At 63.3% G+C, this 20941-nt stretch carries 22 protein-coding genes; 9 read left to right on the forward strand and 13 right to left on the reverse strand.

Annotated elements, in window-relative coordinates; translation table 11 throughout:
• Positions 1–18: 18 nt before the first annotated feature.
• A complete protein-coding gene (locus tag BSY16_RS01775) occupies positions 19–627 on the reverse strand; it encodes a 50S ribosomal protein L25/general stress protein Ctc (RefSeq protein ID WP_069058080.1) in 609 nt (202 codons plus the stop codon).
• Positions 628–869: 242 nt separating this feature from the next.
• Between BSY16_RS01775 and BSY16_RS01780 the strand changes: the two genes are divergently transcribed.
• Complete coding sequence (locus BSY16_RS01780) at positions 870–2324, forward strand: hypothetical protein (RefSeq protein WP_150129845.1); 1455 nt, start codon at positions 870–872, stop codon at positions 2322–2324.
• Between the two features lie 3 nt (positions 2325–2327).
• On the opposite strand, the gene BSY16_RS01785 is transcribed toward BSY16_RS01780, so the two are convergent.
• Complete coding sequence (locus BSY16_RS01785; RefSeq protein ID WP_150129846.1) at positions 2328–3512, reverse strand: benzoate/H(+) symporter BenE family transporter; 1185 nt, start codon at positions 3510–3512, stop codon at positions 2328–2330.
• Positions 3513–3734: 222 nt separating this feature from the next.
• On the opposite strand from BSY16_RS01785, the gene BSY16_RS01790 reads away from it, so the two are divergent.
• The 3 genes from BSY16_RS01790 (at position 3735) to BSY16_RS01800 (ending at position 6875) form a co-directional block, all read left to right on the forward strand.
• Positions 3735–4694, forward strand: coding sequence for a helix-turn-helix domain-containing protein (locus tag BSY16_RS01790; RefSeq protein WP_069058083.1), 960 nt, complete (start codon positions 3735–3737; stop codon positions 4692–4694).
• Positions 4695–4853: 159 nt separating this feature from the next.
• Positions 4854–6362, forward strand: a complete 1509-nt coding sequence (gene adh, locus BSY16_RS01795; protein ID WP_069058084.1) for an aldehyde dehydrogenase — start codon at positions 4854–4856, stop codon at positions 6360–6362.
• A gap of 138 nt (positions 6363–6500) precedes the next feature.
• Entirely contained in the window at positions 6501–6875 is a 375-nt protein-coding gene (locus BSY16_RS01800; protein WP_069058085.1) for a DUF779 domain-containing protein, read from the forward strand.
• A gap of 81 nt (positions 6876–6956) precedes the next feature.
• Here BSY16_RS01800 and BSY16_RS01805 read toward each other — a convergent pair whose 3' ends face one another.
• The 7 genes from BSY16_RS01805 to lgt form a co-directional block, all read right to left on the reverse strand.
• A complete protein-coding gene (locus BSY16_RS01805; RefSeq protein ID WP_069058086.1) occupies positions 6957–7646 on the reverse strand; it encodes a Kazal-type serine protease inhibitor family protein in 690 nt (229 codons plus the stop codon).
• A gap of 155 nt (positions 7647–7801) precedes the next feature.
• Complete coding sequence (locus tag BSY16_RS01810) at positions 7802–8734, reverse strand: ribose-phosphate pyrophosphokinase (RefSeq protein ID WP_069058087.1); 933 nt, start codon at positions 8732–8734, stop codon at positions 7802–7804.
• 291 nt (positions 8735–9025) lie between these two features.
• Positions 9026–9814 (reverse strand): hypothetical protein, encoded by a 789-nt coding sequence (locus tag BSY16_RS01815; protein WP_069058088.1) that lies wholly within the window; start codon positions 9812–9814, stop codon positions 9026–9028.
• Between the two features lie 116 nt (positions 9815–9930).
• Entirely contained in the window at positions 9931–11082 is a 1152-nt protein-coding gene (locus tag BSY16_RS01820) for a M24 family metallopeptidase (RefSeq protein WP_069058089.1), read from the reverse strand.
• A 36-nt stretch (positions 11083–11118) separates the two neighbouring features.
• Positions 11119–11910 (reverse strand): peptidoglycan editing factor PgeF, encoded by a 792-nt coding sequence (pgeF, locus tag BSY16_RS01825; RefSeq protein WP_069058090.1) that lies wholly within the window; start codon positions 11908–11910, stop codon positions 11119–11121.
• 101 nt (positions 11911–12011) lie between these two features.
• Complete coding sequence (locus BSY16_RS01830; protein ID WP_069058091.1) at positions 12012–13112, reverse strand: class I SAM-dependent methyltransferase; 1101 nt, start codon at positions 13110–13112, stop codon at positions 12012–12014.
• 14 nt (positions 13113–13126) lie between these two features.
• Positions 13127–13939 carry a prolipoprotein diacylglyceryl transferase gene (lgt, locus tag BSY16_RS01835; protein WP_069061312.1) on the reverse strand — a complete coding sequence of 271 codons (813 nt, stop codon included), beginning with the start codon at positions 13937–13939 and terminating at the stop codon, positions 13127–13129.
• A 241-nt stretch (positions 13940–14180) separates the two neighbouring features.
• Between lgt and BSY16_RS01840 the strand changes: the two genes are divergently transcribed.
• The 4 genes from BSY16_RS01840 to BSY16_RS01855 all read left to right on the forward strand — a co-directional run bounded on the left by BSY16_RS01840 (position 14181) and on the right by BSY16_RS01855 (position 16514).
• Positions 14181–14438 (forward strand): accessory factor UbiK family protein, encoded by a 258-nt coding sequence (locus tag BSY16_RS01840; RefSeq protein WP_069058092.1) that lies wholly within the window; start codon positions 14181–14183, stop codon positions 14436–14438.
• 391 nt (positions 14439–14829) lie between these two features.
• Positions 14830–15330, forward strand: coding sequence for a type III secretion system chaperone family protein (locus BSY16_RS01845; protein WP_069058093.1), 501 nt, complete (start codon positions 14830–14832; stop codon positions 15328–15330).
• Positions 15331–15332: 2 nt separating this feature from the next.
• Positions 15333–16151, forward strand: a complete 819-nt coding sequence (gene proC / locus BSY16_RS01850; protein ID WP_069058094.1) for a pyrroline-5-carboxylate reductase — start codon at positions 15333–15335, stop codon at positions 16149–16151.
• Between the two features lie 21 nt (positions 16152–16172).
• Entirely contained in the window at positions 16173–16514 is a 342-nt protein-coding gene (locus BSY16_RS01855; protein ID WP_069058095.1) for a tRNA-binding protein, read from the forward strand.
• Positions 16515–16524: 10 nt separating this feature from the next.
• On the opposite strand, the gene BSY16_RS01860 is transcribed toward BSY16_RS01855, so the two are convergent.
• From BSY16_RS01860 to BSY16_RS01875, 4 genes are all read right to left on the reverse strand, one after another.
• A complete protein-coding gene (locus BSY16_RS01860) occupies positions 16525–17109 on the reverse strand; it encodes a DUF1349 domain-containing protein (protein ID WP_069058096.1) in 585 nt (194 codons plus the stop codon).
• 19 nt (positions 17110–17128) lie between these two features.
• The gene (locus BSY16_RS01865) at positions 17129–18511 is read right to left on the reverse strand and encodes an ATP-binding protein (RefSeq protein WP_069058097.1); all 1383 of its coding nucleotides are present in this window, start codon (positions 18509–18511) and stop codon (positions 17129–17131) included.
• Between the two features lie 67 nt (positions 18512–18578).
• A complete protein-coding gene (locus tag BSY16_RS01870; RefSeq protein ID WP_069058098.1) occupies positions 18579–19286 on the reverse strand; it encodes a response regulator in 708 nt (235 codons plus the stop codon).
• A 23-nt stretch (positions 19287–19309) separates the two neighbouring features.
• The gene (locus BSY16_RS01875) at positions 19310–19798 is read right to left on the reverse strand and encodes a MarR family winged helix-turn-helix transcriptional regulator (protein ID WP_502695995.1); all 489 of its coding nucleotides are present in this window, start codon (positions 19796–19798) and stop codon (positions 19310–19312) included.
• A gap of 252 nt (positions 19799–20050) precedes the next feature.
• On the opposite strand from BSY16_RS01875, the gene BSY16_RS01880 reads away from it, so the two are divergent.
• Positions 20051–20938 carry a branched-chain amino acid aminotransferase gene (locus tag BSY16_RS01880; RefSeq protein ID WP_069058099.1) on the forward strand — a complete coding sequence of 296 codons (888 nt, stop codon included), beginning with the start codon at positions 20051–20053 and terminating at the stop codon, positions 20936–20938.
• Positions 20939–20941 lie beyond the last annotated feature (3 nt).

Raw genomic sequence — 20941 nt, forward strand, 5'->3', positions numbered from 1 at the left:
CGATCCCTTTGGAAGGGATTATTCTGCGGAGCCTTCGGCTTCTTCTTCCCGCACGCCGGCTGCCGGGGTGGCAATCGTGGCGATCGTGAAGTCGCGGTCGGTGATGACCGGGCTCGTGCCCTTCGGCAGCTTGATGTTCGAGATGTGGATGCCGTCGCCGACCTTGAGGCCGGACAGGTCAGCCGTCAGGAATTCCGGAATGTCGCCGGCCAGAGCATGCAGTTCGACAGCGTGACGAACGATGTTCAGGACGCCGCCGACCTTGATGCCCGGGGACTTCTCTTCGTTGATGAAGTGAACCGGAACTTCGACCACGACGTGGGTGTTGCCCGAAACGCGGAGGAAGTCGACATGCATCGTGAAGTCGCGGACCGGATCAAGCTGGAAGTCCTTCGGCAGGACCTTGATCTTTTCGCCGTTGACGTCGATCGTGGCAACTGTCGTCTTGAAGCCGCCGGCGTGGATACGCTGCGTGACGTCCTTGGTCGACAGGGCGATGGAAAGCGGGGCCTGCTTGTCGCCGTAGATAACTGCAGGAATAAGACCGTTGCGGCGAAGTTCACGGGAGGACCCCTTACCAACCCGTTCGCGTGTTTCGGCCTTGAGCTCGTAAGTTTCGTGGCTCATGACTTTACCTTTCGTGTGTTACTGGAGAGTTTTCCACGGCTGGCGCATTCGCTAGCAGCGCAAAACTTGAGGATTTCGTGAAAGCCTCATCCGCGTTGCCTCCAAGGGTGTCTACGCGGACGGGGGCTCGATAAACGAGAATGCCCGGAAATGCAAGGCCTCGGCCCGGATTGACCCCGGATTGACACGGTGCCGCCGTGATTGGATGTTCGGTAGGAAGCGGTTCGGCGAAGGAGACCCCGATGAGACGACAGACCCTGATGGCCTCGGCCGCATTTGCGCTCGTATTCGCGAGCCCCGCCTTGGCCCAGCAGGTTTCGCCGTCCGAGGCTGAAAGCATCCAGCAGCGGCTCACCCGCTATCTGCCGCAGGAGATGATCGACGCCGGCCTCGTGACCGTCAAGGCCGCCTCCTCGTTCTACGAGCTGCGCTTCAACCCGACGGTGCTACTCGAGAAGGCGAAGACGGGGCCGGTGACCGTCGAAGGCCTGAAGCCGATGACCGCCTATCTCAGGCCGATGCCGGAGGGCACCTATCGCGTCGAGGCGAACGACAGTTTCGACATCAAGGGCACGGTCGATGCAGCACCGGGCAAGAATTCCTTCACCTACCTCATCGATTCGATGAAGCTCGACGGGATCTATGATCCGGAGATTCTCTATTTTACCTCCGCAGACTGGACGGCGCAGAAGATCGCCTTCTCCACCACCTCGCCGCAGGAGAGCGTCACGGCCAGCATCGGCGAAACCGCGATGCGCGTTGCGGCCGAGAAGCGGGGAGAAGGTACGCTCGACGTGACGAGCACGGGCGTGATGAAGGCCTTTGCCGAGACGATTACCGGCGGGCCGAGTGGCCGGGTCGATATCGGCGCCGATACGATCGATATCGATGTCAGCATGGATGGCGCCCGCTACAAGGTGATGCAGGACCTCGTCTTCTTCATTCTCGACAACATGCACAAGGACAAGCTCGAGGCGGCGGATGCCGCGCGGCTGAAGGAGATGCTGCGTGCCTCCCTGCCGGTCTTCGACAATCTGACCGAAACGATCAAGGCGTCGAACGTCACGGTCGGCACGGACAAGGGCCTCTTCGGGGCTGACACTGTCACCTACGATATCAACATGAACGGCATCGCCCATTCCACGCGCGTGGGCTTCGGCTTCGGCGTGGAGAAACCGAAAGCCCCAGCCGGGGTCCTGCCGGCGGTCTTTGCAGAGGCGGTGCCCGAGCGGGCGACCTTCAAGGCGGCCGTCACCAATCTGGATCTTGCAGGTGCCGTCAACTACCTCGTCGACCATGCGGATTTCACCAAATCGGAGCCGTTGACGGAGGAGCAGAACAAGGAGATCGGCAAGATCGTGCTGCCGGACGGCACGATGACGGTCGAGTTCGAGGATGTTTCCGCCGTCTCGCCGATCTACGACGTGCACCTCTCCGGCAAGATGCTGGTCTATCCCGACCAGCAGGATCGCCACAGCGCCGACGTGACGATCACCATGCGCTCGTTCGACAAGACCGTCGCCTATCTCCAGAAGAACGCCGCTGCCGTGCCGCAGTTCGGCCAGGCGGCTTTCGGTCTGTTGATGATGAAGGGGCTTGCGCGCGACGCGGGTAGCGGGGCGCAGGCCTGGGATTTGAAGGTCGGCGAGGACGGCAAGGTGCTGATCAACGGCCAGCCGTTGCCGTTCCAGCAGTAAGGGTCAGCCGCGGCGCTTTGCCGTGAACCTTGCAAGCGCCAGCATCAGGCCACCACCGATCAGCCCCCAGAATGCGCCGGAAATTCCGGCGAACGAGACGCCCGAGGCGGTGACGAGGAAAGTCACCGCCGCCGCCTCGCGGCTTTCCGGTTCCTTGAAGGCGTTGAGTGCCGAGCCGGCGAATGCGCTGATCAGCGCGAGGCCGGCCACCGCCTGGATGAGGATCGGCGGGGCGAGGCTGACGAAGGCCGTGACCGCGCCGGCGGCGAGGCCGAAGATCACATAGAAAATGCCCGCGTTGATCGCCGACCAGTAGCGTTTGGCCGGGTCGGGATGTGCGTCGCTGCCGGCGCACATGGCGGCGGTGATGGCGGCAAGATTGACCGCATGGCCGCCAAAGGGCGCGGAGAGCAGGGAAAAGAAGCCGGTGACGGCGAAGAGCGGGCCGGGTTTGGGCTCGTAGTGGTTCACCTTCAGGACGGCGATGCCCGGAATGTTCTGCGACGCCATGGTGACGATGAAGAGCGGCAGGGCAATGCCGACCAGGCCGGCAAGCGTGAAGGCGGGCATCACGAGTTCCGGCTTCGGCAGCAGCGATTCGCCAAGCCCCGCAAAAGCGCCCTCCGGAATGTCGATGCCGAAGGCGAGCACCACGACGAAGGCGGCCAGCGCTGCCGGCACGGCGTAGAGCCGGTTGATGCTGCCGACGACGACCCAGGCGATGACAATGGGCAGGCCGAGCAGCGGATCGAAGGCAATGGCTTTCACCGGCGCAAAACACAGCCCGATCAGCACGCCGGCAAGCATGGCATTGGCGAGCGTCGCCGGAATGGCCGCGACCATGCGGCCGAGCGGCTTCCACAGTCCGGCAATGATGATCAGCACGGCGCACACGAGAAAGCCGCCGACCGCCGTGGCAAACCCGCCCTCGACCGCGCCGGAACTGGCGAGCAGTGCTGCACCCGGCGTCGACCACGCGATGGAAATCGGCAGGCGCGTCGCGGCGCTCAGCACGATGGCGCAAACGCCCATCGACACGGACAGCGCCATCAGGCCGGACGCGGCCTGTGCCTCCGTGGCGCCGACACCCGTCAGGCCATGCAGGACGACGGCGAAGGAACTGGCAAAGCCGACAAAGGCGGTGAGCAGGCCCATGAACAGGGCTTGGGCGGAAAAGTCACGGAACATGGCAGGATCGATGCTGAAAAGGATGTGCTGCACTGGTAACAGGCGGCGCGGGGCTTGGAAACAGGCTTGTGACGCTGCCGGCGGGTCAAAAGCCGTAGCCCAAAACGGTCGACCCGATCTTGGACCTTCGTCCGGCTGGACCAGCCGTCCGAAACATGGGTATAGTCTGGTGCGTTGTATTTTTATGCGACGATCGGTCGGAAGCCCTCGGGAGGAGAGCGGATGTCTGCGCGTTTCGATCACGCGGATCATGTGAACACCGTTGCGGCCCATACCTCGGCGGCGGCGAGTTCCCCTGTGGCTGCTTCCTGGCGTCGCTGCCTGACCCTGCACGGCCTGACGCCGGAAGAAGCCCGCGTGCCGTGGCGACTGACAGAATCCGAATTCCACCATGCCCGCGCCCGCTCCAGCGTGTTGATCGAAGAGGCGCGCGGCGAGATCGACCGGCTTTTCGCCACGGTCGGCAAGGCCGGTTGCTGCCTGCTGCTGACGGACGAGAACGGCATAGCGCTCGAACGGCGTGGTGCTGCGGGTGACGACCGCGATTTCCGTGGTGTCGGGCTCTGGTCCGGCACCGTCTGGAGCGAGGCGAGCGTCGGCACCAACGGCATCGGCACGGCGCTTGCCGACGAGCGGCCGGTGCTTATTCTGCGCGACCAGCATTTCCTCTCGCAAAACACCGGGCTGTCCTGCACGACGGCGCCGATCCGCGATCACACCGGTCGTATCGCTGCCGCCATCGACATTTCCACATGCCGTGACGATGCCAACGACATGACCATGTCGATCCTCTCGCAAGCGGTGCGTGATGCGGCTGCCCGCATCGAGGCGGGCCTCTTCCGCCGCGCCTTTTCCACAGCCCGCATCCTTCTCGTGCCGGCCGAAAGCCGTACCGCGCCGGCGCTGCTGGCGGTCGATCGCGACGATCTCGTGCTCGGCGCCACGCGCGCCGCCCGTCAGATGCTCGGCCTCGACGACCGGCGGATCGCGACCGGCATTGCGGCCTCCGATCTGCTGCACGAGGACCGGGCGGAGGAGGGGCGTGACCTCGACGACGCGGAGCGCGCAGCCCTTCGCCGCGTCCTCACGCGCGCCGGCGGCAATGTCAGCCAGGCGGCGGACCTGCTCGGCATCAGCCGCGCGACGCTCTATCGGAAGATGAAGAAGCTCTCCATCAACTGAATGCCCGGAATGTTGCGGCGCAGCACAGCCTGTCGCATCCACCTGTCTCAATTCTGAAACAGTCCCCGCCGCCATCGCCGGCTGGCCTCTACCGCTCCCCCACGAAGCGCAGCACCATGCTCTCGACGGCCCAACCGGGTCTCTTTGGGAGGAATTGACATGCTGCATCAGAAGATCGTCGAAAACCCGTACAAGGCGAAGTACGGCAATTTCATCGGTGGTGAATGGAAGGAGCCGGTGGCGGGCCGCTACTTCGACAACATCACGCCGATCACCGGCGGCAAGCTCTGCGAAGTCGCCCGCTCCGACGCTGCCGATATCGAGCTCGCCCTCGACGCGGCCCACGCCGCCAAGGACAAGTGGGGCCGCACCTCGGCAACCGAGCGCTCCAACATCCTGATGAAGATCGCCCAGCGCATGGAGGACAATCTCGACCTCCTCGCCCGCGCCGAAACCTGGGATAACGGCAAGCCGCTGCGCGAAACGCTCGCCGCCGACATTCCGCTCGCGATCGACCATTTCCGCTACTTCGCTTCATGTGTTCGCGCGCAGGAAGGCACGATCGGCGAGGTCGACCACGAGACCATCGCCTATCACTTTCACGAGCCGCTCGGCGTCGTCGGCCAGATCATTCCGTGGAACTTCCCGATCCTGATGGCCACCTGGAAGCTGGCACCGGCCCTTGCCGCCGGCAACTGCGTCGTGCTGAAGCCCGCCGAACAGACGCCGTCGTCGATCCTCGTCTGGGCCGAACTCATCGGCGACCTGCTGCCGGCCGGCGTGCTCAACATCGTCAACGGTTTTGGTCTGGAAGCCGGCAAGCCGCTTGCCTCCAACCCGCGCATCGCCAAGATCGCCTTCACCGGCGAGACGACGACCGGCCGCCTGATCATGCAATATGCCAGCCAGAACCTCATTCCGGTCACGCTGGAGCTGGGCGGCAAGTCGCCGAACATCTTCTTCTCCGACGTGATGAACGAGGACGACGACTATCTCGACAAGGCGCTCGAAGGTTTTGCGATGTTCGCGCTGAACCAGGGCGAGGTCTGCACGTGCCCGAGCCGCGCGCTGGTGCATGAAAAGATCTATGATCGCTTCATGGAAAAGGCGATCAAGCGCGTCGAAAAGATCGTGCAGGGCAACCCGCTCGACACCGCGACGATGATCGGGGCGCAGGCCTCCTCCGAGCAACTGGAAAAGATCCTGTCCTATATCGACATCGGCCGGCAAGAAGGTGCGGAAGTGCTGACCGGCGGCGGGCGCAACGATCTCGACGGCGACCTTTCCGGCGGCTATTACGTCAAGCCGACCGTCTTCCGCGGTCACAACAAGATGCGCATCTTCCAGGAGGAAATCTTCGGACCGGTGGTTTCGGTCACGACCTTCAAGGACGATGCGGAAGCGCTCGCCATCGCCAACGACACGCTCTACGGTCTCGGCGCCGGCGTGTGGAGCCGCGAAGCGAACCGTTGCTACCACTTCGGCCGCGATATCCAGGCCGGTCGTGTGTGGACCAACTGCTACCATGCCTATCCGGCCCATGCTGCCTTCGGCGGCTACAAGCAGTCGGGCATCGGCCGCGAGACGCACAAGATGATGCTCGACCACTACCAGCAGACCAAGAACATGCTGGTCAGCTACTCTCCCAAGGCGCTCGGTTTCTTCTGAGCGACCGCCCGTCCTTCTCCCCGGCCTCCCCGAGAGAAGGCGATCGACGGGTGGTGGAGCCCTGTCCGCCGTTGCTCCACGCCCCATCCCTCTCCCCGCTGCCCGGGGGGAGGGAAAACGCGTCAAGGGAGCCGTGCCATGTCTGAAATTGCGACCGAACCGCGCGTGGTGGCGACCGATGCCGCCCTTGCACTCATCCGGGAGATCCAGGCGGATCATCCCGAAATCCTGTTCCACCAGTCGGGGGGATGCTGCGACGGCTCGTCACCGATGTGCTATCCGGCGGACGACTACATCGTCGGAGACCGGGACGTGAAGCTCGGCGAGATCGGCGGCGTGCCGGTCTATATCAGCGAGAGCCAGTTCGGGGTGTGGCAACACACGCAGCTGATCATCGACGTCGTGCCCGGCCGCGGCGGTATGTTCTCGCTCGACAATGGCCGGGAAAAACGCTTCCTCACCCGCTCGCGCCTGTTCGGCGGTGGCGAGGCCTGTCCGCTACCCGCACGCTGAACGTCACCCGGTTGGCTCAAATGCAAAACCCCGCCGTTTGGACGGCGGGGTTCTGGTCATGCGCGTTGGTCGAACTGATGCTCAGCGTGCAGGGCACTCGCCGGGGCGAATGACGCGGTAGCCTGCAGCGCCCGCAGAGCAGGTATTGCCGAAGGTCTTGACGTCACGGCCACGCTGTCCGCAGACCGGATTGTATTCCATCGTGCAGGCGCGCTGATCACGCGGACGCTCGCGGTCCCCTTCATCGCGGTTGCGATCCCGTTCCCGCTCGCGGTCGCTGCGGTTGTCCTCGCGATCCCGATCCCGATCGCGCGGACGATCCCGGCCGTCGCCGCTGTCAGTCCAGCCACTGTCGGGACGGCGGATCTGGCACTCGCCGCGGCCGATGACGTCGAAGCCGCTCGAGCGTGCCTCGCAGGCATTGGCAAACGTCTGGCGGTCACGGCCACGCGAGCCGCAGACCGGTGCATATTCGCGCGTGCAGGCACGGCCTTCATCCGGACGCGGGTCCGGTCGACCGCCGGGACGGCACTCACCGCGACCGACGATCTGGAAGCCGCTGGAGCGCGCTTCGCAGGCATTGGGAAACGTCTGGATATCACCGGGTCGCGAGCCGCAAACCGGGTCATATTCCCTGGTGCACATCTGCGGGCGTGGGTCGTAGCCGCCGCCCTGGTCGACATCGACCTGGCAAGCCGCCAGCGTGCCGGCGGCGAGAAGGATGGCTATGCGTCCCGCCAGCCGGGATAAGAAAGGCGATATCAAAGTCATGGGTCCTCCTAGCGAATCTTAGTGGACCCTATCGCAAAACCGATAGATCCGGTATTGGCGCTGGCTTAAAAAACAGGGGCTGATTGAGACGCGCTAGGTCACGCAACCTATGCAGGGCATGGGCCAGATCGGGACTTGCGACCGCCGGATTGGCTTCAGTCGAAGAGGCTGGAAACCGACTCTTCCGCGCTGGTGCGGTTGATCGCTTCGCCGAGCAGGTTGGCAGTCGAGATGACGCGGATATTGTGCGCCGACTGGACGGCCGTAGTCGGCTGGATCGAGTCGGTGATCACCAGTTCCTTGAGCTTGGAAGAGGTGACGCGCGCGACGGCGCCGCCGGAGAGCACGCCGTGCGTGATATAGGCGGTGACGCTGGTCGCGCCGTTCTTGAGCAGCGCTTCGGCAGCGTTGCAGAGCGTGCCGCCCGAGTCGACGATGTCGTCGATCAGCAGACAGTCCTTGCCGGTGACGTCACCGATCACATTCATGACTTCGGATTCGCCTGCGCGCTCACGGCGCTTGTCGACGATCGCCAGCTGGCAATCGAGACGCTTGGCAAGCGCGCGGGCGCGCACCACGCCGCCGACGTCCGGCGAGACGACCATGACGTTTTCGAGATTGTAGTTTTCCTTTACGTCACGCGCCAGGATCGGCACGGCGTAGAGGTTGTCGGTCGGGATGTCGAAGAAGCCCTGGATCTGGCCGGCGTGCAGGTCGAGCGTCATCACGCGGTCGGCGCCGGATTCGGTGATCAGGTTGGCGACGAGCTTTGCCGAGATCGGCGTGCGCGGACCGGGCTTGCGGTCCTGACGGGCATAACCGAAATAGGGGATCACGGCCGTGATGCGGCGCGCCGAGGAGCGGCGCATGGCATCGATCATGATGAGCATTTCCATCAGGTGATCATTGGTCGGGAACGAGGTCGACTGCACGACGAAAACGTCCTCGCCGCGCACATTCTCCTGGATTTCTACGAAGATTTCCTGGTCTGCGAAGCGTCTGACCGTAGCCCGGCCGAGCGGAACATTCAGATAATTGCAGATCGCTTCGGCCAGAAGCCGGTTCGAATTGCCCGCGAAAACCTTCATTTATGGTCCGCCTGTGGATTAAGCTGATGGGGGGCGTTTAAGCGGCTCAAACCGCGAATGCAAGGGCCTTGCCGCATCGGAAAAGCGAATCTTCGCATTTCGCTGTGATTTACCGTTTCAGCAGTCCCGGAGTGCCTAACAAAACCTCTCGGGATCGACCTGCTGGTGCTTTTTGCCTTTCGCGTCGTCGCCGACCCTTGTCGATGCCGATAACACTGCCTTTGGTCGGCTCCCGACGGGCGGATGAAAATCTCCTGGCAAGCCTTCGCCCGGAGGGTTTGTCCGGCTCCCTTAACCCGGCGCAGTGCCGCGCCAGTCGAGATATTGGCGGATCGTCTTCTGGGCGATGCCTTCCATCGTGCGGGACGGTACGGCAGCCCACGGATCCGATGCGGTGCCCGAGACGGTTTCCTGTCCCTGGATGCGGTGCAGCCGCGCGCCGCTGCCATCGAGAACGTCCCAGACATAGACGACGGTCGTCTTGCCACCGTCGTTCAAGGCGGAGAAGTAGCCCTTCAGGATGTATTTGCTGGAATTGTCGGAGGCGCTGCGGATCTTCAGGCCGTTCGAGCGGGCTTCAGCGCCAAGGCGCTTGGAGAGCGGGGTCACGGCCTCGACCGGCGCACCGATAATCGGCAGGAAGCGGATCGTCTCGCCGGTCTCGGCTGTGGGCGAGACGGCTGCAACCTCTTCCGCGCCGGTCGATGTTTCCGCCGCGAGCGAGCGTTGTGCGGTGGTGCGGGCGAGTGTGGTGTCGGATTGCGTCGTGTTGCGGCCGGTATTGTTGCGGGCGAGCGCATCGGCCTGGGCCTCCAGCGTGCCGGCGGTATCCGCGCCCGTCGTGCTGCCGGCCTCGGCCGATGGCGTGAAGGCCGTTCTCTGGGTTGTCGAGGTGGCCGGCGTCGTGGTTACAGACGTCGTCTGGGCGCTCATCTGATCAAGGTCGTTCTGGGTGACGGGCGGCGAATTGAACCCGCCGCCACCGACATCGACCTGTGGTGTCAGCGCGTCGGTGCTGTTGCAGCCGGCAAGGGCGGCAATCAGGCCGATCACTGCCAGCCGCTTCATCAGCTCTTGCATCGTTCTCGTCCGTGTTTCTCCGAAGGCCTTTTGCCTCCTCCGTGCCCCGCAACGATTTATGGGTATCGGCCGAAGGCCTGTCAATTGCGGGATCTGGCAGGCCGGCGATCGATCCATCACACCGCGATGAAATCAAGCCCGTAGCGTGACAGCGGCTTCGGCGTGTCGGTCGTCGTCAGATAGGTCTGGCCGAGCGTCATCGCGGTGCCGCTATCGGAATCGAAAATGATCGTATGCACGAAGAGCGACATGTTCGGCTCGATTTCCTGGGGATTGCCGAGGAGGAAGGCCTGCAGGTCCATCCAGGAGGGGGCGAAGCGGGCGCCGACCGAGTATCCGCAGGTGTTCAACCGATGGCGGGCGAGGCCGCGCTCATCGATGATACGGGCAAAGGTCTCGAAAACGGTGCCGAAGGTGTTGCCGGGGCGAAGCACCATTTCCATCGCCTGAATGGCCTCGCGGCAGGTGCTGTAGAGTTCGCGGTGGCGGGCGGTCGGCTCGCCGATGAGGGCGGTGCGCATCATCGGGGCATGATAGCGGGCACTGACGCCGGCCCATTCGATCGTCAACTGGTCCTGGGCATCGAGCCGGCGCCGGCCGGATTTCGAGCGGCAGAGCAGGGCATCGACGCCGGAGCCGATGACGAATTCGTTGGCGGGATAATCGCCGCCGCCGGCGAGCACGGCGCCCTGCAGGGCGGCAAGGATCGCGGCCTCGTCACCGCCCGGCACGATGAGCGGCAGGGCGGCAGCCAGCGCGTCGTCCGAGAGGACGGCCGCGCGCTCGACATAGGCGATCTCGGCAGGGCTCTTGATGAGCCGGAGCCGGCTGACAATGTTCGAAGCATCGACGATCTGGCCGAAGCTCTGGAGCTGGATGTCGAGCTGGCGGGCATTGCGGCCGGTCAGGCCGTGCGTGTCATATTCGATGCCGATGCGGCAGCCGAGCAGATCCATATCGGACAGCAGGTTTTTCAGATCCATCGTCGGGTCCGCATTCATGCGGTCGATCCAGATCTCGATTTTCCCGATGTTGGAGGTGTGGCGCGCCTGGCGCAGGTCCGCCGAACGCGTCAGCAGAACCATGCTGCCGTCGGCCTTGACGACCAGCGTCTGGAAGAAGCAGTAGCCGAACGTGTCGTAGCCGGTCAGCCAGTACATGCTCTCCTGCGCGAAAAGCAGCATGGCGTCGATTTTTTCCTCCCGCATGCGGGCGGTCAGGCGCTGGAGTCGGTTGGCGTATTCCTCGGTATCGAAGTGAAGTGCCATTGTGGTGTCTCCGTCGTCTTCGTCTGTTTTGGGGCGTTACGCCCGTATCATGATCGCCGATATCTGGCGGCCGTAGTCGGGTTCCTGACGGTGCGTCGTGCGCCGGTAGGAGAAGAAGCGATCTTCGTCGGGATAGGTGCAGATATCCAGGTTTTCCGCGGTCACCCCGGCATCGCTCAAGCGTTGCGTGGTCAGGCCCGGCAGGTCGAACATCGCGTGATCGAGCTTTCCCGACGGCGTGAAATAACGCGCATAGGCCTTGTCGACGCCAAGAAAACGCTCAACGAATTCCGGGCCGACCTCGTAGTTGCGCCGACTGATGGAGGGACCGAGGCTGGCAAGGATGTTTTGCCGCTTGGCGCCGAGCTTTTCCATGGCGGTGATGGTGCTTTCCAGCACGCCGTAGAGCGCGCCCTTCCAGCCGGCATGAGCGGCACCGACGACGCGGGCGTCGGGGTCGCAGAACAGGATCGGGCCGCAGTCCGCAGCCAAAACGCCGAGCACGATGCCGGGCGTGGCGCTGACCATCGCGTCGGCCTCCGGGCGGGCACCGTCATAGCTATCATCGACAACCACGACATCCGGCGAATGGACCTGATGCACCGTGGCGAGGCGCTCGGGGGTTGCGGAAAACCAGCGGGCGACGCGGGCGCGATTCTCGATGACGTTCTTGCGCTCATCCTTCGAGCCGAGGCCGACATTGAGGCCGCGATAGATGTCCTGCGAGACGCCGCCGGCGCGGGTGAAGAAGCCGTGCTGCACCGTTTTGCCGGCACGTTCTGCCAGCAGCGGGCTTTCGATCGGGGCGGGAAATGCTTGGTCCTTCATGGTCTCTCGGCTGGGCTTGGGGACGGATCGCCAGGCAAAAATGTCGCCGGGGCATGCGGGCTGCAAATCGGGCCGGATGTTGTCGGGCCTTGCCCCCTCTGTCAATCCGGCTGGCGGAAAGGAAAAAGTGAAAGCGATGCGCTGCCGACGGCCAAGACCTTGAAAAGATCACCCATTTTGCCCGCGCCGGAGCCGGCAAGCCGGGCGACGTCGTTCAGGATCGACTGCTGCGTCGCCTCGTCGCGGTGACGGCCGAGCGCGGAGGCGCGTTCGCCGATACCGAGGCCGACGAGGAAATCGCCCTGGTGCAGCATGCCGTGCACATGGAGGCCGGCCGCGGCAGCCGCGCCGGCAAGGCGCTCGAAATCGACATGGCTTGTCAGGTCGGCCTCGCCGGGATGGGCGAGCGGCGGGTCGAAGTCGTGTTTCAGCACCGCCTGGAGCGTATCGCCGAAGCCGGTGACGAAATGACCGTAGTCGATCGCCAATGCGGTGCCGCCGAAGCGGGCGATGCGCTCGCCGATCGTCGCCATGACCGCTTCGCGGGCCGGAGCGATCTCGAAGATCGTGCCGTCGGGAACATTTTTGTGATGGTCCGGCAGCAGGGCCGGATCGATGCCGGCGACCCCGGCGGCGAAGGTCAGTTCGTCCTCGGCATCGAGGCCGACCATGCGCTCGCGGAAGCCGGATGGGGTCTTGATGAACTGGCGGATCGGGATGGCGTCGAAAAGCTCGTTGGCGGCAAGCAGCACGAAGCCGTCCGGCAGCTCCTCGAAACTGTCGTGCCAGGTGACGCGCGCGGCGTGCATGCCGAGCGTCTCATGCTGGAGGGCGCGCAGCTTCGGGCTGGTCTCGATCAGGTGGATCGTCGCGGTCTCGTAAAGCTGCGGCGCGAGCTTGACGATGACACGCAGCATATCGGCCATCATCGTGCCGCGGCCGGGGCCGATCTCGGCGATCCGCACCTCTGCCGGTCCGCCATGCTTCTGCCAGGCGTGCACGAGGAAGATGCCGAGCATTTCGCCGAAGAGCTGGCTCACCTCCGGTGCGGTGACAAAGTCACCGGCGCGGCCGAAGGGGTCGCGGGTACGGTAATAGCCGTGTTCGGGATCGGCGAGGCAGAGTGCGAAATAGTCGGTGATGCTGATCGGGCCGTTGATGCGGATCAGCGCCTTGATCTTGCGGGCGAGGGGTGTCGGCATGGGCTACCGTCCGCTCAGGCGCTGACTGGGCGAGCCGCACGGGCGCGAACAATCGCCCAGAGGCCAAGTGCCAGCATCGGCAGCGACAGCAGCATGCCCATGGTCAGCCAACCGCCGAGGAGATAACCGAGCTGCGGATCCGGCTCGCGGAAGAATTCGACCGTGATGCGCGAGAGGGCATACCCTGCCACGAAGATGCCGGTGACGAGGCCGGGGCGCTTCAGCGCGCCGAAACGGTAGATGGCGATCGCCAGGACGGCGAGCAGCACGATGCCCTCCAGGCCTGCCTCGTAGAGCTGGCTCGGGTGGCGGGCGAAGGGGCCGGCTTCCGGGAAGATCACGGCCCAGGGCGCATCGGAAAGGCGGCCCCAGAGTTCGCCGTTGACGAAGTTGGCGATGCGGCCGAAGAACAGGCCGATAGGCACCACCGCGGCGACGATGTCGAACAGGCTCCAGATGGCAATGCCGTTGCGCCGGGCAAACAGGATCATGGCGAGCGTCGTGCCGGCAAGGCCGCCATGGAAGGACATGCCGCCGTTCCACACCTGGAGGGCGCGCAGGGGATCGGCGGCGACGTTCGGAAAATCGTAGAACAGGATGTAACCGATACGGCCACCCAGAATGATGCCGACGGCCGCCCAGACGAGGAAATCGTCAAGTTGCACGCGCGTTGCCGGTGCCTCGCCAGCCCACAGCCGCGGCGTCTCGACCAGCCGGCGCGCATAGAACCAGCCCAGCATGATGCCCACGACATAGGCGATGCCATACCAGTGCACAGCGACGGGGCCGATCGAAAAGGCGATCGGGTCGATCTCCGGATAGGGCATGATGGCGAAAAGCTGGGCGATGTTCGTCAAGGTTTTGATCTTCCTGTTTTGCGCGGAAGATGGCGACGCCTCGTGGCAGGGTCAAGGCGATAAATCGTGATGGGGGGTGCCGCAGCGGCTGCCACGGGCGCCGATCCACCGGAATCCGCTTGCAAGCCGCGCCGTCAAACCCTACCTCAGTGCCAAGGCGCGGGATAGGAATGCCCGCAGGACCACCATCGACACCCGAGGAGGGCAGACCATGACCACCGGTGCGAACCGCATTCTCGACGACTTCGCCAAGCTGATGACCGATGCCGCCGGCGCCGCGCAGGGCGTGCGCAAGGAGGCCGAGACGGTGTTCCGCGCTCAGGCCGAGCGCTTCATCAACGGCATGGACCTCGTCAAGCGCGAGGAATTCGAAGCGGTGCGCGAAATGGCAGTCAAGGCGCGGGACGAAAACGACGCGCTTTTGAAGCGCATCGAGGCCCTGGAAGCCCGTCTCAACGCGAACGGCTGAGCCGTTTCAGCACAGGTTTTGACCATCAGGACTCGGTTGGCGTGATTCACATCGCGCCAACCGTTTTTTTTAATAAAATTTTTACCCCTGTGGACACTTCCGAAAAGCTGTTTTCGCAGAGTCCCTTACCCGCCCCACCTGAATCTTTTTCACAACCTCTGTCCACAACCGGGCGGAGAAAATGGCGGCTTAGGGGCTGGCGCCGTGACTCCGCCGTTATACACTGATTTTAAATGATGATTCGAGAATGGCAGCGCAAGCTTCGGACAGGGTAAGTCGTCCAGAGTGCTTGTAGTGCCGAGCAATCATTCAGTGTTGTTTCCGGAGTTTGGTTTGCCGCGCCGTGTGTGTAAGCACGATAGCGCATGCCTTCCGGCCTAGAAGGTGATGCATGAGCCTTATGGAATTGGATATCGGACGTCAGTCCAACCCGGTCGATATGATCGAATTCGTCGCAGCCAACAATGACTGGACATTCGAGCGGTCGGGCGAAGACGAGATCGCGATGACCGTCGAAGGCAAGTGGGCGGACTACCACGTCTCCTTCTCCTGGATGGAAGAGTTCGAGGCGCTGCACCTTGCCTGCGCCTTCGACATCAAGGTCCCGGAAAGCCGGGTCACCGAAGTGCATTGCCTGCTGTCGCATGTGAACGGGCAGGTGCTCATGGGGCATTTCGACCTGTGGCGCCGCGAGGACGTGGTGATCTTCCGCCAGTCGCTGCTGCTCGCCGGCGGCGCGGAGCCCACGAACCGACAGGTCGAGGTGCTGCTCTCCAGCGCGCTTGAATCCTGCGAAGCCTATTTCCAGGCGTTCCAGTTCGTCGTCTGGTCCGGCATGGACGCCCAGTCCGCCGTCGATGCGGTGCTTTTCGAGACAGTCGGAGAGGCTTGAAGATGGCGGTTGCAGCTTCGGGCCCCATTGTTCTCATCGGCGCTGGAAACATGGGCGGCGCGATGCTGGCCGGCTGGCTGAAAAGCGGCATTTCCGGCTCCTCGGTGATCGTGATCGATCCCGGCCCGCAGCCTGCCATGGCCAAGCTGATCGCCGACAACGGCGCGCGTCATGAGACGTCTGCGCCTGAAGGCGTGAAGGCCGGCGTGATCTTCGTTGCCGTGAAGCCGCAGGTCATCGATCAGGTCCTGCCGCCGTTGAAGGGTCTCGTAGGGCCTGAGACGGTCGTCGTCTCGGTCGCTGCCGGCAAGACGATCGCCAATCTCGAAAGCCATCTCGGCGAGGCCGCCACCGTGCGCGCCATGCCCAACACGCCGGCGATGATCGGCCGCGGTGTCACGGGCGCTTTCGCCAATGCGCGTGTTTCCGAAACGCAGCGCGATTTCGTGCATTCTTTGCTCAAGGTGAGCGGCCCCGTCGAGTGGGTCGCGACCGAGGGCGATATTGACGCCGTCACGGCGGTCTCGGGCAGCGGCCCGGCTTATGTCTTTTATCTCGTCGAGTGCATGGCGGAGGCGGGTCGCAAAGCTGGCCTGCCGGCGGACCTCGCCATGCGTCTCGCACGGGAAACCGTCGCGGGGGCTGGTGAATTGCTTCACCAGTCCCCCGACGACGCCAGCCGTCTGCGCCAGAACGTGACCTCTCCCGGCGGCACCACTGCCGCGGCTCTTGCCGTCCTCATGGCGGAGGATGGTATGCAGCCGCTCTTCGACAAGGCGATCGCCGCCGCCCGCACGCGCGCCGAGGAACTGGCGGGCTGATAGCCTTCCAAGGAATATTCCATGACCGAAACCATTACCTATGCCGATTTCGAACGCGTCGATATTCGCGTCGGCACCATCATCGAAGCGCTGCCCTTCCCGGAAGCGCGCAAGCCGGCCTACAAGCTGACGATCGACTTCGGCCCCGAGATCGGCACCAAGAAGTCGTCGGCGCAGATCACCGTGCACTATACGCTGGAAGACCTCGTCGGCCGCCAGGTGCTCGCCGTCGTCAACTTCCCGCCGCGCCAGATCGGCCCGGTGCGCTCGGAAGTCCTGACGCTCGGTTTCGAGGATGAAGCCGGTGCGATCGTTCTCGCCGGTGTTGATCACCCGGTGCCGAACGGCAAGAAGATGTGCTGATCCGAAAAGGTCAGTGAATATCGCGCGACAGCGGCGGCCCTAGCCGGAAGTCGGTGAATTCAGCTTCGAAACCCTCGCGCTGGGGCGAACAGGCCATCAGCCCGACGGACAGCTCCGAAAATTCCGGTGGGAAATAGGCGAGGCGGGCCACGCGCCATTCGGTCATGGCATCCGTCCGATACTGGATGAAAAGCGAGTCGCCATTGTGGGTGACGCGTACGGAAATCAGGTCGAAATCGTGATCGATGCGGAAGGCGGACCAATCCGAATGGCCGCGCGTCACGACGACGCTGAAATGCTTCGCACCATCGGTGTATTCGATGCCACACTTCACCCAGCTTCTTTCGTCGTGGCGGATCATCAGGCCCGCTTGATCGTAGAGCGTTTCGTATTGTCCGCGAAACGTCGTTTCCAGCGTGAAATCACCGGTCCATTGCCGATGCAGGAAATGGCCGCTGTCCGGCTGGAAGCCGTAATAGGTGCGCTGCCAGAAGTCGGTCTTGAGGCCCGTGCGGAGATGCAGATGGCCATCGCGAACCGAGGTCGCCGTCGGCGGGTTGAGCCAGGCCATATCGTTGAAGGGGTCGTCGTTCATCGGCTCACCCCGTCGATTATCAGGCAGGAATACGGATCGTCGCCCGCAGGCCGCCCATCGGGCTGTCCGAGAGCGTGACATTGCCGCCATGGCTGCGTGCGATGTCGCGCGCAATCGCAAGACCAAGGCCGGTGCCCGACGCATCGAGATTGCGCGCTTCGTCAAGGCGGAAGAACGGCTTGAAGACATCGTCGCGCGAGCGCTCGGGAATGCCCGGCCCGTCGTCGTCCACCGTGATCGTCAGCCATTTGGCGCGGTGGCGCGCCTCGACATGCACGGTCTTGGCATAGCGCATGGCATTCGAGACGAGGTTTCCGACGAGGCGGCTGAAGGCGGTCGGGCGCACCATGACTTGGTCGTCGCCGTCGATATCGCTGGAGAAGGCGCGGTCGTGCAGTTCCGCCTCCAGCGAAAATTTCTCGAACAGGTTCGAAAGCCGCAGCTCGCCGACATCCTCTTCCGCATCGCCGCGCGCGAAGGAGAGATACCCTTCGAGCATGGTCTGCATGTCCTCGACATCCTTGTTGAGGCCTTGCAGGTCCGGATTGTCGCCGGCAAGCGCCAGTTGCAGCTTGAAGCGGGTGAGGATGGTGCGCAGGTCGTGGCTGACGCCGGTGAGCATTGCTGTGCGCTGCTCCATCTGGCGTTCGATGCGCTCGCGCATCAGGATGAAGGCGAGGCCGGCGCGGCGCACCTCATCGGCACCTCGCGGCGCAAAGTCCTCGCGCATCTTTTGGCCCTTGCCAAAACTTTCCGCCGCTTGCGCCAGATGCAGGATCGGGCGGATCTGGCCGCGCAGGAACAGGATGGAGATGCCGATCAGCACGAGCGAGGTGCCGACCATCCAGAGCAGGAAGATATGCGTATTGGAGGCGTAGGCCTGGTTGCGCCGCGCGTAGACGCGGAGAATCTTGTTGTCGAGCAGGATGCGAATCTCGACGAGATTGCTTTCGCCGACCGTGTCGATCCAGAAGGGCCGGCGGATCTGCCGGACGATTTCTTCGCTGAGAATCTCATCGAGGATGTTGAAGAACGGTTTTGAACGCGGCGGCGGCAGTTCTGTACCCGGCTCGATGGCGACGTTGAGCTCCAGCCGTTCGCGCGCGATGCGGGCGATCTCGGTATAGTTGGTGTCCTGCGGATAGGTTTCGATCAGGTCGATGATGGCGGCGATGTCGCGGGTGACGGCCGTGGAAAGGCGCTGCGTGACGAGCTGCCAGTGGCGTTCCATGAAGACGAAGGCGACGACCGACTGGAGAAGCACCATCGGGATGATGATGATGAGCAGCGAGCGCGCATAGAGGCCTGTCGGCAGTTGCCGGCGCATCCAGCGGCCGAAACGCTTCCAGCCAAGGGCCGGCGCGCGCTCGATATCGCGCTTGAATGTCTCGAAGGTGGTCATAGCACCGGCATTTCCGCGTGGAACGACGCGATGGGCTTATCCTGGGATGGTAGTTGGCAGCACACGGTCAGACTTGCTCCACACTCAATCGATAGCCGATGCCGCGCACGGTCTGCAGCCACACCGGATTGGAAGGGTCTTCTTCGATCTTACGCCTCAAACGGTTGATCTGCACGTCGATAGTACGTTCACCGACGTCCGTTTCTTCGCCGATCAGTTCATGACGTGGGATCGTCTCGCCGGCACGCAACGAAAAGAGCAGCATGATTTCCTGTTCGCGGTCCGTCAGGCGGATGGTGTCGCCGCCGCGTTTCAGCTCCTTGCGCACGATGGAGAACGTGTAGGGGCCGAACATGACCTGCTCGATCTTGGGCGCGTAGGGGGCGGCATTGCGCTTCAGGATGTTGTTGATGCGTAGCACCAGTTCGCGCGGTTCGAACGGTTTTGACAGATAGTCGTCGGCGCCGGCCTCCAGGCCTTCGATGCGCGCTTTCGATTCGGCGAGCGCCGTCAGCATCAGGATCGGCACGGGGCGGATGTCGCGCAGGCTCTTCGTCAGCGACAGGCCGCTTTCGCCGGGCATCATCACGTCCATGATGATGAGGTCGAAATCGAGGCCGCGCAGCTTGCGCCGCGCCTCGTCGGCGTCGCCTGCGACGGTGACGCGAAAACCCTGTTCCATCAGGTAGCGGTTCAGAAGTTCGCGGATACGGGTGTCGTCATCGACGACGAGAAGGTGGGAAGCGTCGTCGGAGGGCGCGCCGGCAGCGGTCATCGTCTTGTCCTCCAGTCAGTCTGTCATTCGGTCTTTGTGTTCTGCATGCCGGTGAGGAACTGGATCACCGCCCGGCGGTCGTTTGCGTTCATCTCTTCGAATGCACGGGCGATGCGGCGGGATTGCGGCTCGGCGAGTGCCAGTGCAAGTTCCCGCCCGGCTTTTGTCGGATAGAGCTTGCGCTGACGACGATCCTCCGGCCCCGCCACCTGCTGGATATAGCCGGAATCGATGAGCTCCTTCAAGACACGCGCCAGGCTCTGCTTGGTTATCTTCAGCGTGTCGAGGAGATCGGCGACCGTCATGCCGGGTTCGCGGTTGACGAAGTGCACGACGCGGTGATGGGCGCGGCCGAAGCCGCTCTTTTCCAGGATCGCGTCGGGATCGGAAATGAAGTCGCGATAGGCGAAGAACAGGCCCTCGATAATTTCGAAGTCGATGCGGCCGTCGCCCGTCATGGCGTCCGCGTGCAGCTCGCTTGCGCCGTTCTTGTCCGGCATCTGTCGGGCCACGTTGTCATTTCCTTTCATGCTGTGCCGTCCCCGCGTAATTTATAGCAAGATATGTCAGGTTTGTTGACATATTTTTCCGCCCTTGTTAGGGTCCCGCCGTAATTGCGGTCCCGGGCGCTGATATCCGGTATTCTCCCGATTACCAATCTGGACTACCTTTTTGCTCAGGTAACCCCGCCTGTTTCTGGTTAGACCGCAACAGACGAAACAATCAACAGAAAGAATGGCGTGCGAGCGCCGGAGGATGATACGATGGCAGTTCCCTTTGACCAAATGGACGGACAGATCTGGTTCAACGGCGAATTCGTCGACTGGAAGGACGCCAAGGTTCATGTGCTGACGCACGGCCTGCACTATGCGAGCGCGGTGTTCGAAGGCGAACGCGCCTATGGCGGGCGCATCTTCAAGCTCACCGAACATAACCAGCGCCTGCACGCCTCGGCCGAAATCCTCGGCTTCAAGATTCCCTATTCCGTGGAAGAGCTGGATGCGGCCACCGTCGAGCTTCTGAAGCGCCAGGGCTTCTCCGAAGCCTATGCGCGGCCGATCGCCTGGCGCGGCTCGGAAATGATGGGCGTTTCGGCGCAGAACAATCGCATCAACGTCGCCATCGCCATCTGGCAGTGGGGCAGCTACTTCAATCCGACCGAGAAGCTGAAGGGCATTCGCCTCGACATCGCCGAATACCGCCGCCCCGACCCGAAGACCGCGCCGTCGAAATCGAAGGCCGCCGGCCTCTACATGATCTGCACGATCTCCAAGCATGCTGCCGAAGCCAAGGGCTATGCGGATGCGCTGATGCTCGACTATCGCGGCCAGGTGGCGGAAGCCACGGGCGCCAACGTTTTCTTCGTCAAGGACGGCGTCATCCACACGCCGGTGCCGGATTGCTTCCTCGACGGCATCACCCGCCGCACCGTGATCGAGCTGGCCAAGCGCCGCGGCTATCAGATCGTCGAACGGGTGATCATGCCGGAAGAGCTGTCGGACTTCTCCGAGTGCTTCCTGACGGGCTCTGCCGCTGAAGTGACGCCGGTTTCTGAAATCGGCCCGTACCGCTTCACGCCGGGCACCATCTCGGAGACGCTGATGAATGACTACATGAAGGAAGTCTATCCGGTCGCGGCTGCCGCCGAATAAACC

It is taken from the genome of Sinorhizobium sp. RAC02 (assembly GCF_001713395.1).
GTDB lineage: Bacteria > Pseudomonadota > Alphaproteobacteria > Rhizobiales > Rhizobiaceae > Shinella.

Coding starts and splice junctions, on each gene's coding strand:
- adh (WP_069058084.1), top strand. CDS start 4,854: ATGCTGCATCAGAAGATCGTCGAAAACCCGTACAAGGCGAAGTACGGC.
- pgeF (WP_069058090.1), bottom strand. CDS start 11,910: ATGAAGGACCAAGCATTTCCCGCCCCGATCGAAAGCCCGCTGCTGGCA.
- lgt (WP_069061312.1), bottom strand. CDS start 13,939: ATGCCCTATCCGGAGATCGACCCGATCGCCTTTTCGATCGGCCCCGTC.
- BSY16_RS01830 (WP_069058091.1), bottom strand. CDS start 13,112: ATGCCGACACCCCTCGCCCGCAAGATCAAGGCGCTGATCCGCATCAAC.
- BSY16_RS01785 (WP_150129846.1), bottom strand. CDS start 3,512: ATGTTCCGTGACTTTTCCGCCCAAGCCCTGTTCATGGGCCTGCTCACC.
- BSY16_RS01780 (WP_150129845.1), top strand. CDS start 870: ATGAGACGACAGACCCTGATGGCCTCGGCCGCATTTGCGCTCGTATTC.
- BSY16_RS01865 (WP_069058097.1), bottom strand. CDS start 18,511: ATGACCACCTTCGAGACATTCAAGCGCGATATCGAGCGCGCGCCGGCC.
- BSY16_RS01860 (WP_069058096.1), bottom strand. CDS start 17,109: ATGAACGACGACCCCTTCAACGATATGGCCTGGCTCAACCCGCCGACG.
- BSY16_RS01815 (WP_069058088.1), bottom strand. CDS start 9,814: ATGCAAGAGCTGATGAAGCGGCTGGCAGTGATCGGCCTGATTGCCGCC.
- BSY16_RS01855 (WP_069058095.1), top strand. CDS start 16,173: ATGACCGAAACCATTACCTATGCCGATTTCGAACGCGTCGATATTCGC.
- BSY16_RS01810 (WP_069058087.1), bottom strand. CDS start 8,734: ATGAAGGTTTTCGCGGGCAATTCGAACCGGCTTCTGGCCGAAGCGATC.
- BSY16_RS01775 (WP_069058080.1), bottom strand. CDS start 627: ATGAGCCACGAAACTTACGAGCTCAAGGCCGAAACACGCGAACGGGTT.
- BSY16_RS01880 (WP_069058099.1), top strand. CDS start 20,051: ATGGCAGTTCCCTTTGACCAAATGGACGGACAGATCTGGTTCAACGGC.
- BSY16_RS01820 (WP_069058089.1), bottom strand. CDS start 11,082: ATGGCACTTCACTTCGATACCGAGGAATACGCCAACCGACTCCAGCGC.
- proC (WP_069058094.1), top strand. CDS start 15,333: ATGGCGGTTGCAGCTTCGGGCCCCATTGTTCTCATCGGCGCTGGAAAC.
- BSY16_RS01790 (WP_069058083.1), top strand. CDS start 3,735: ATGTCTGCGCGTTTCGATCACGCGGATCATGTGAACACCGTTGCGGCC.
- BSY16_RS01840 (WP_069058092.1), top strand. CDS start 14,181: ATGACCACCGGTGCGAACCGCATTCTCGACGACTTCGCCAAGCTGATG.
- BSY16_RS01805 (WP_069058086.1), bottom strand. CDS start 7,646: ATGACTTTGATATCGCCTTTCTTATCCCGGCTGGCGGGACGCATAGCC.
- BSY16_RS01845 (WP_069058093.1), top strand. CDS start 14,830: ATGAGCCTTATGGAATTGGATATCGGACGTCAGTCCAACCCGGTCGAT.
- BSY16_RS01870 (WP_069058098.1), bottom strand. CDS start 19,286: ATGACCGCTGCCGGCGCGCCCTCCGACGACGCTTCCCACCTTCTCGTC.
- BSY16_RS01800 (WP_069058085.1), top strand. CDS start 6,501: ATGTCTGAAATTGCGACCGAACCGCGCGTGGTGGCGACCGATGCCGCC.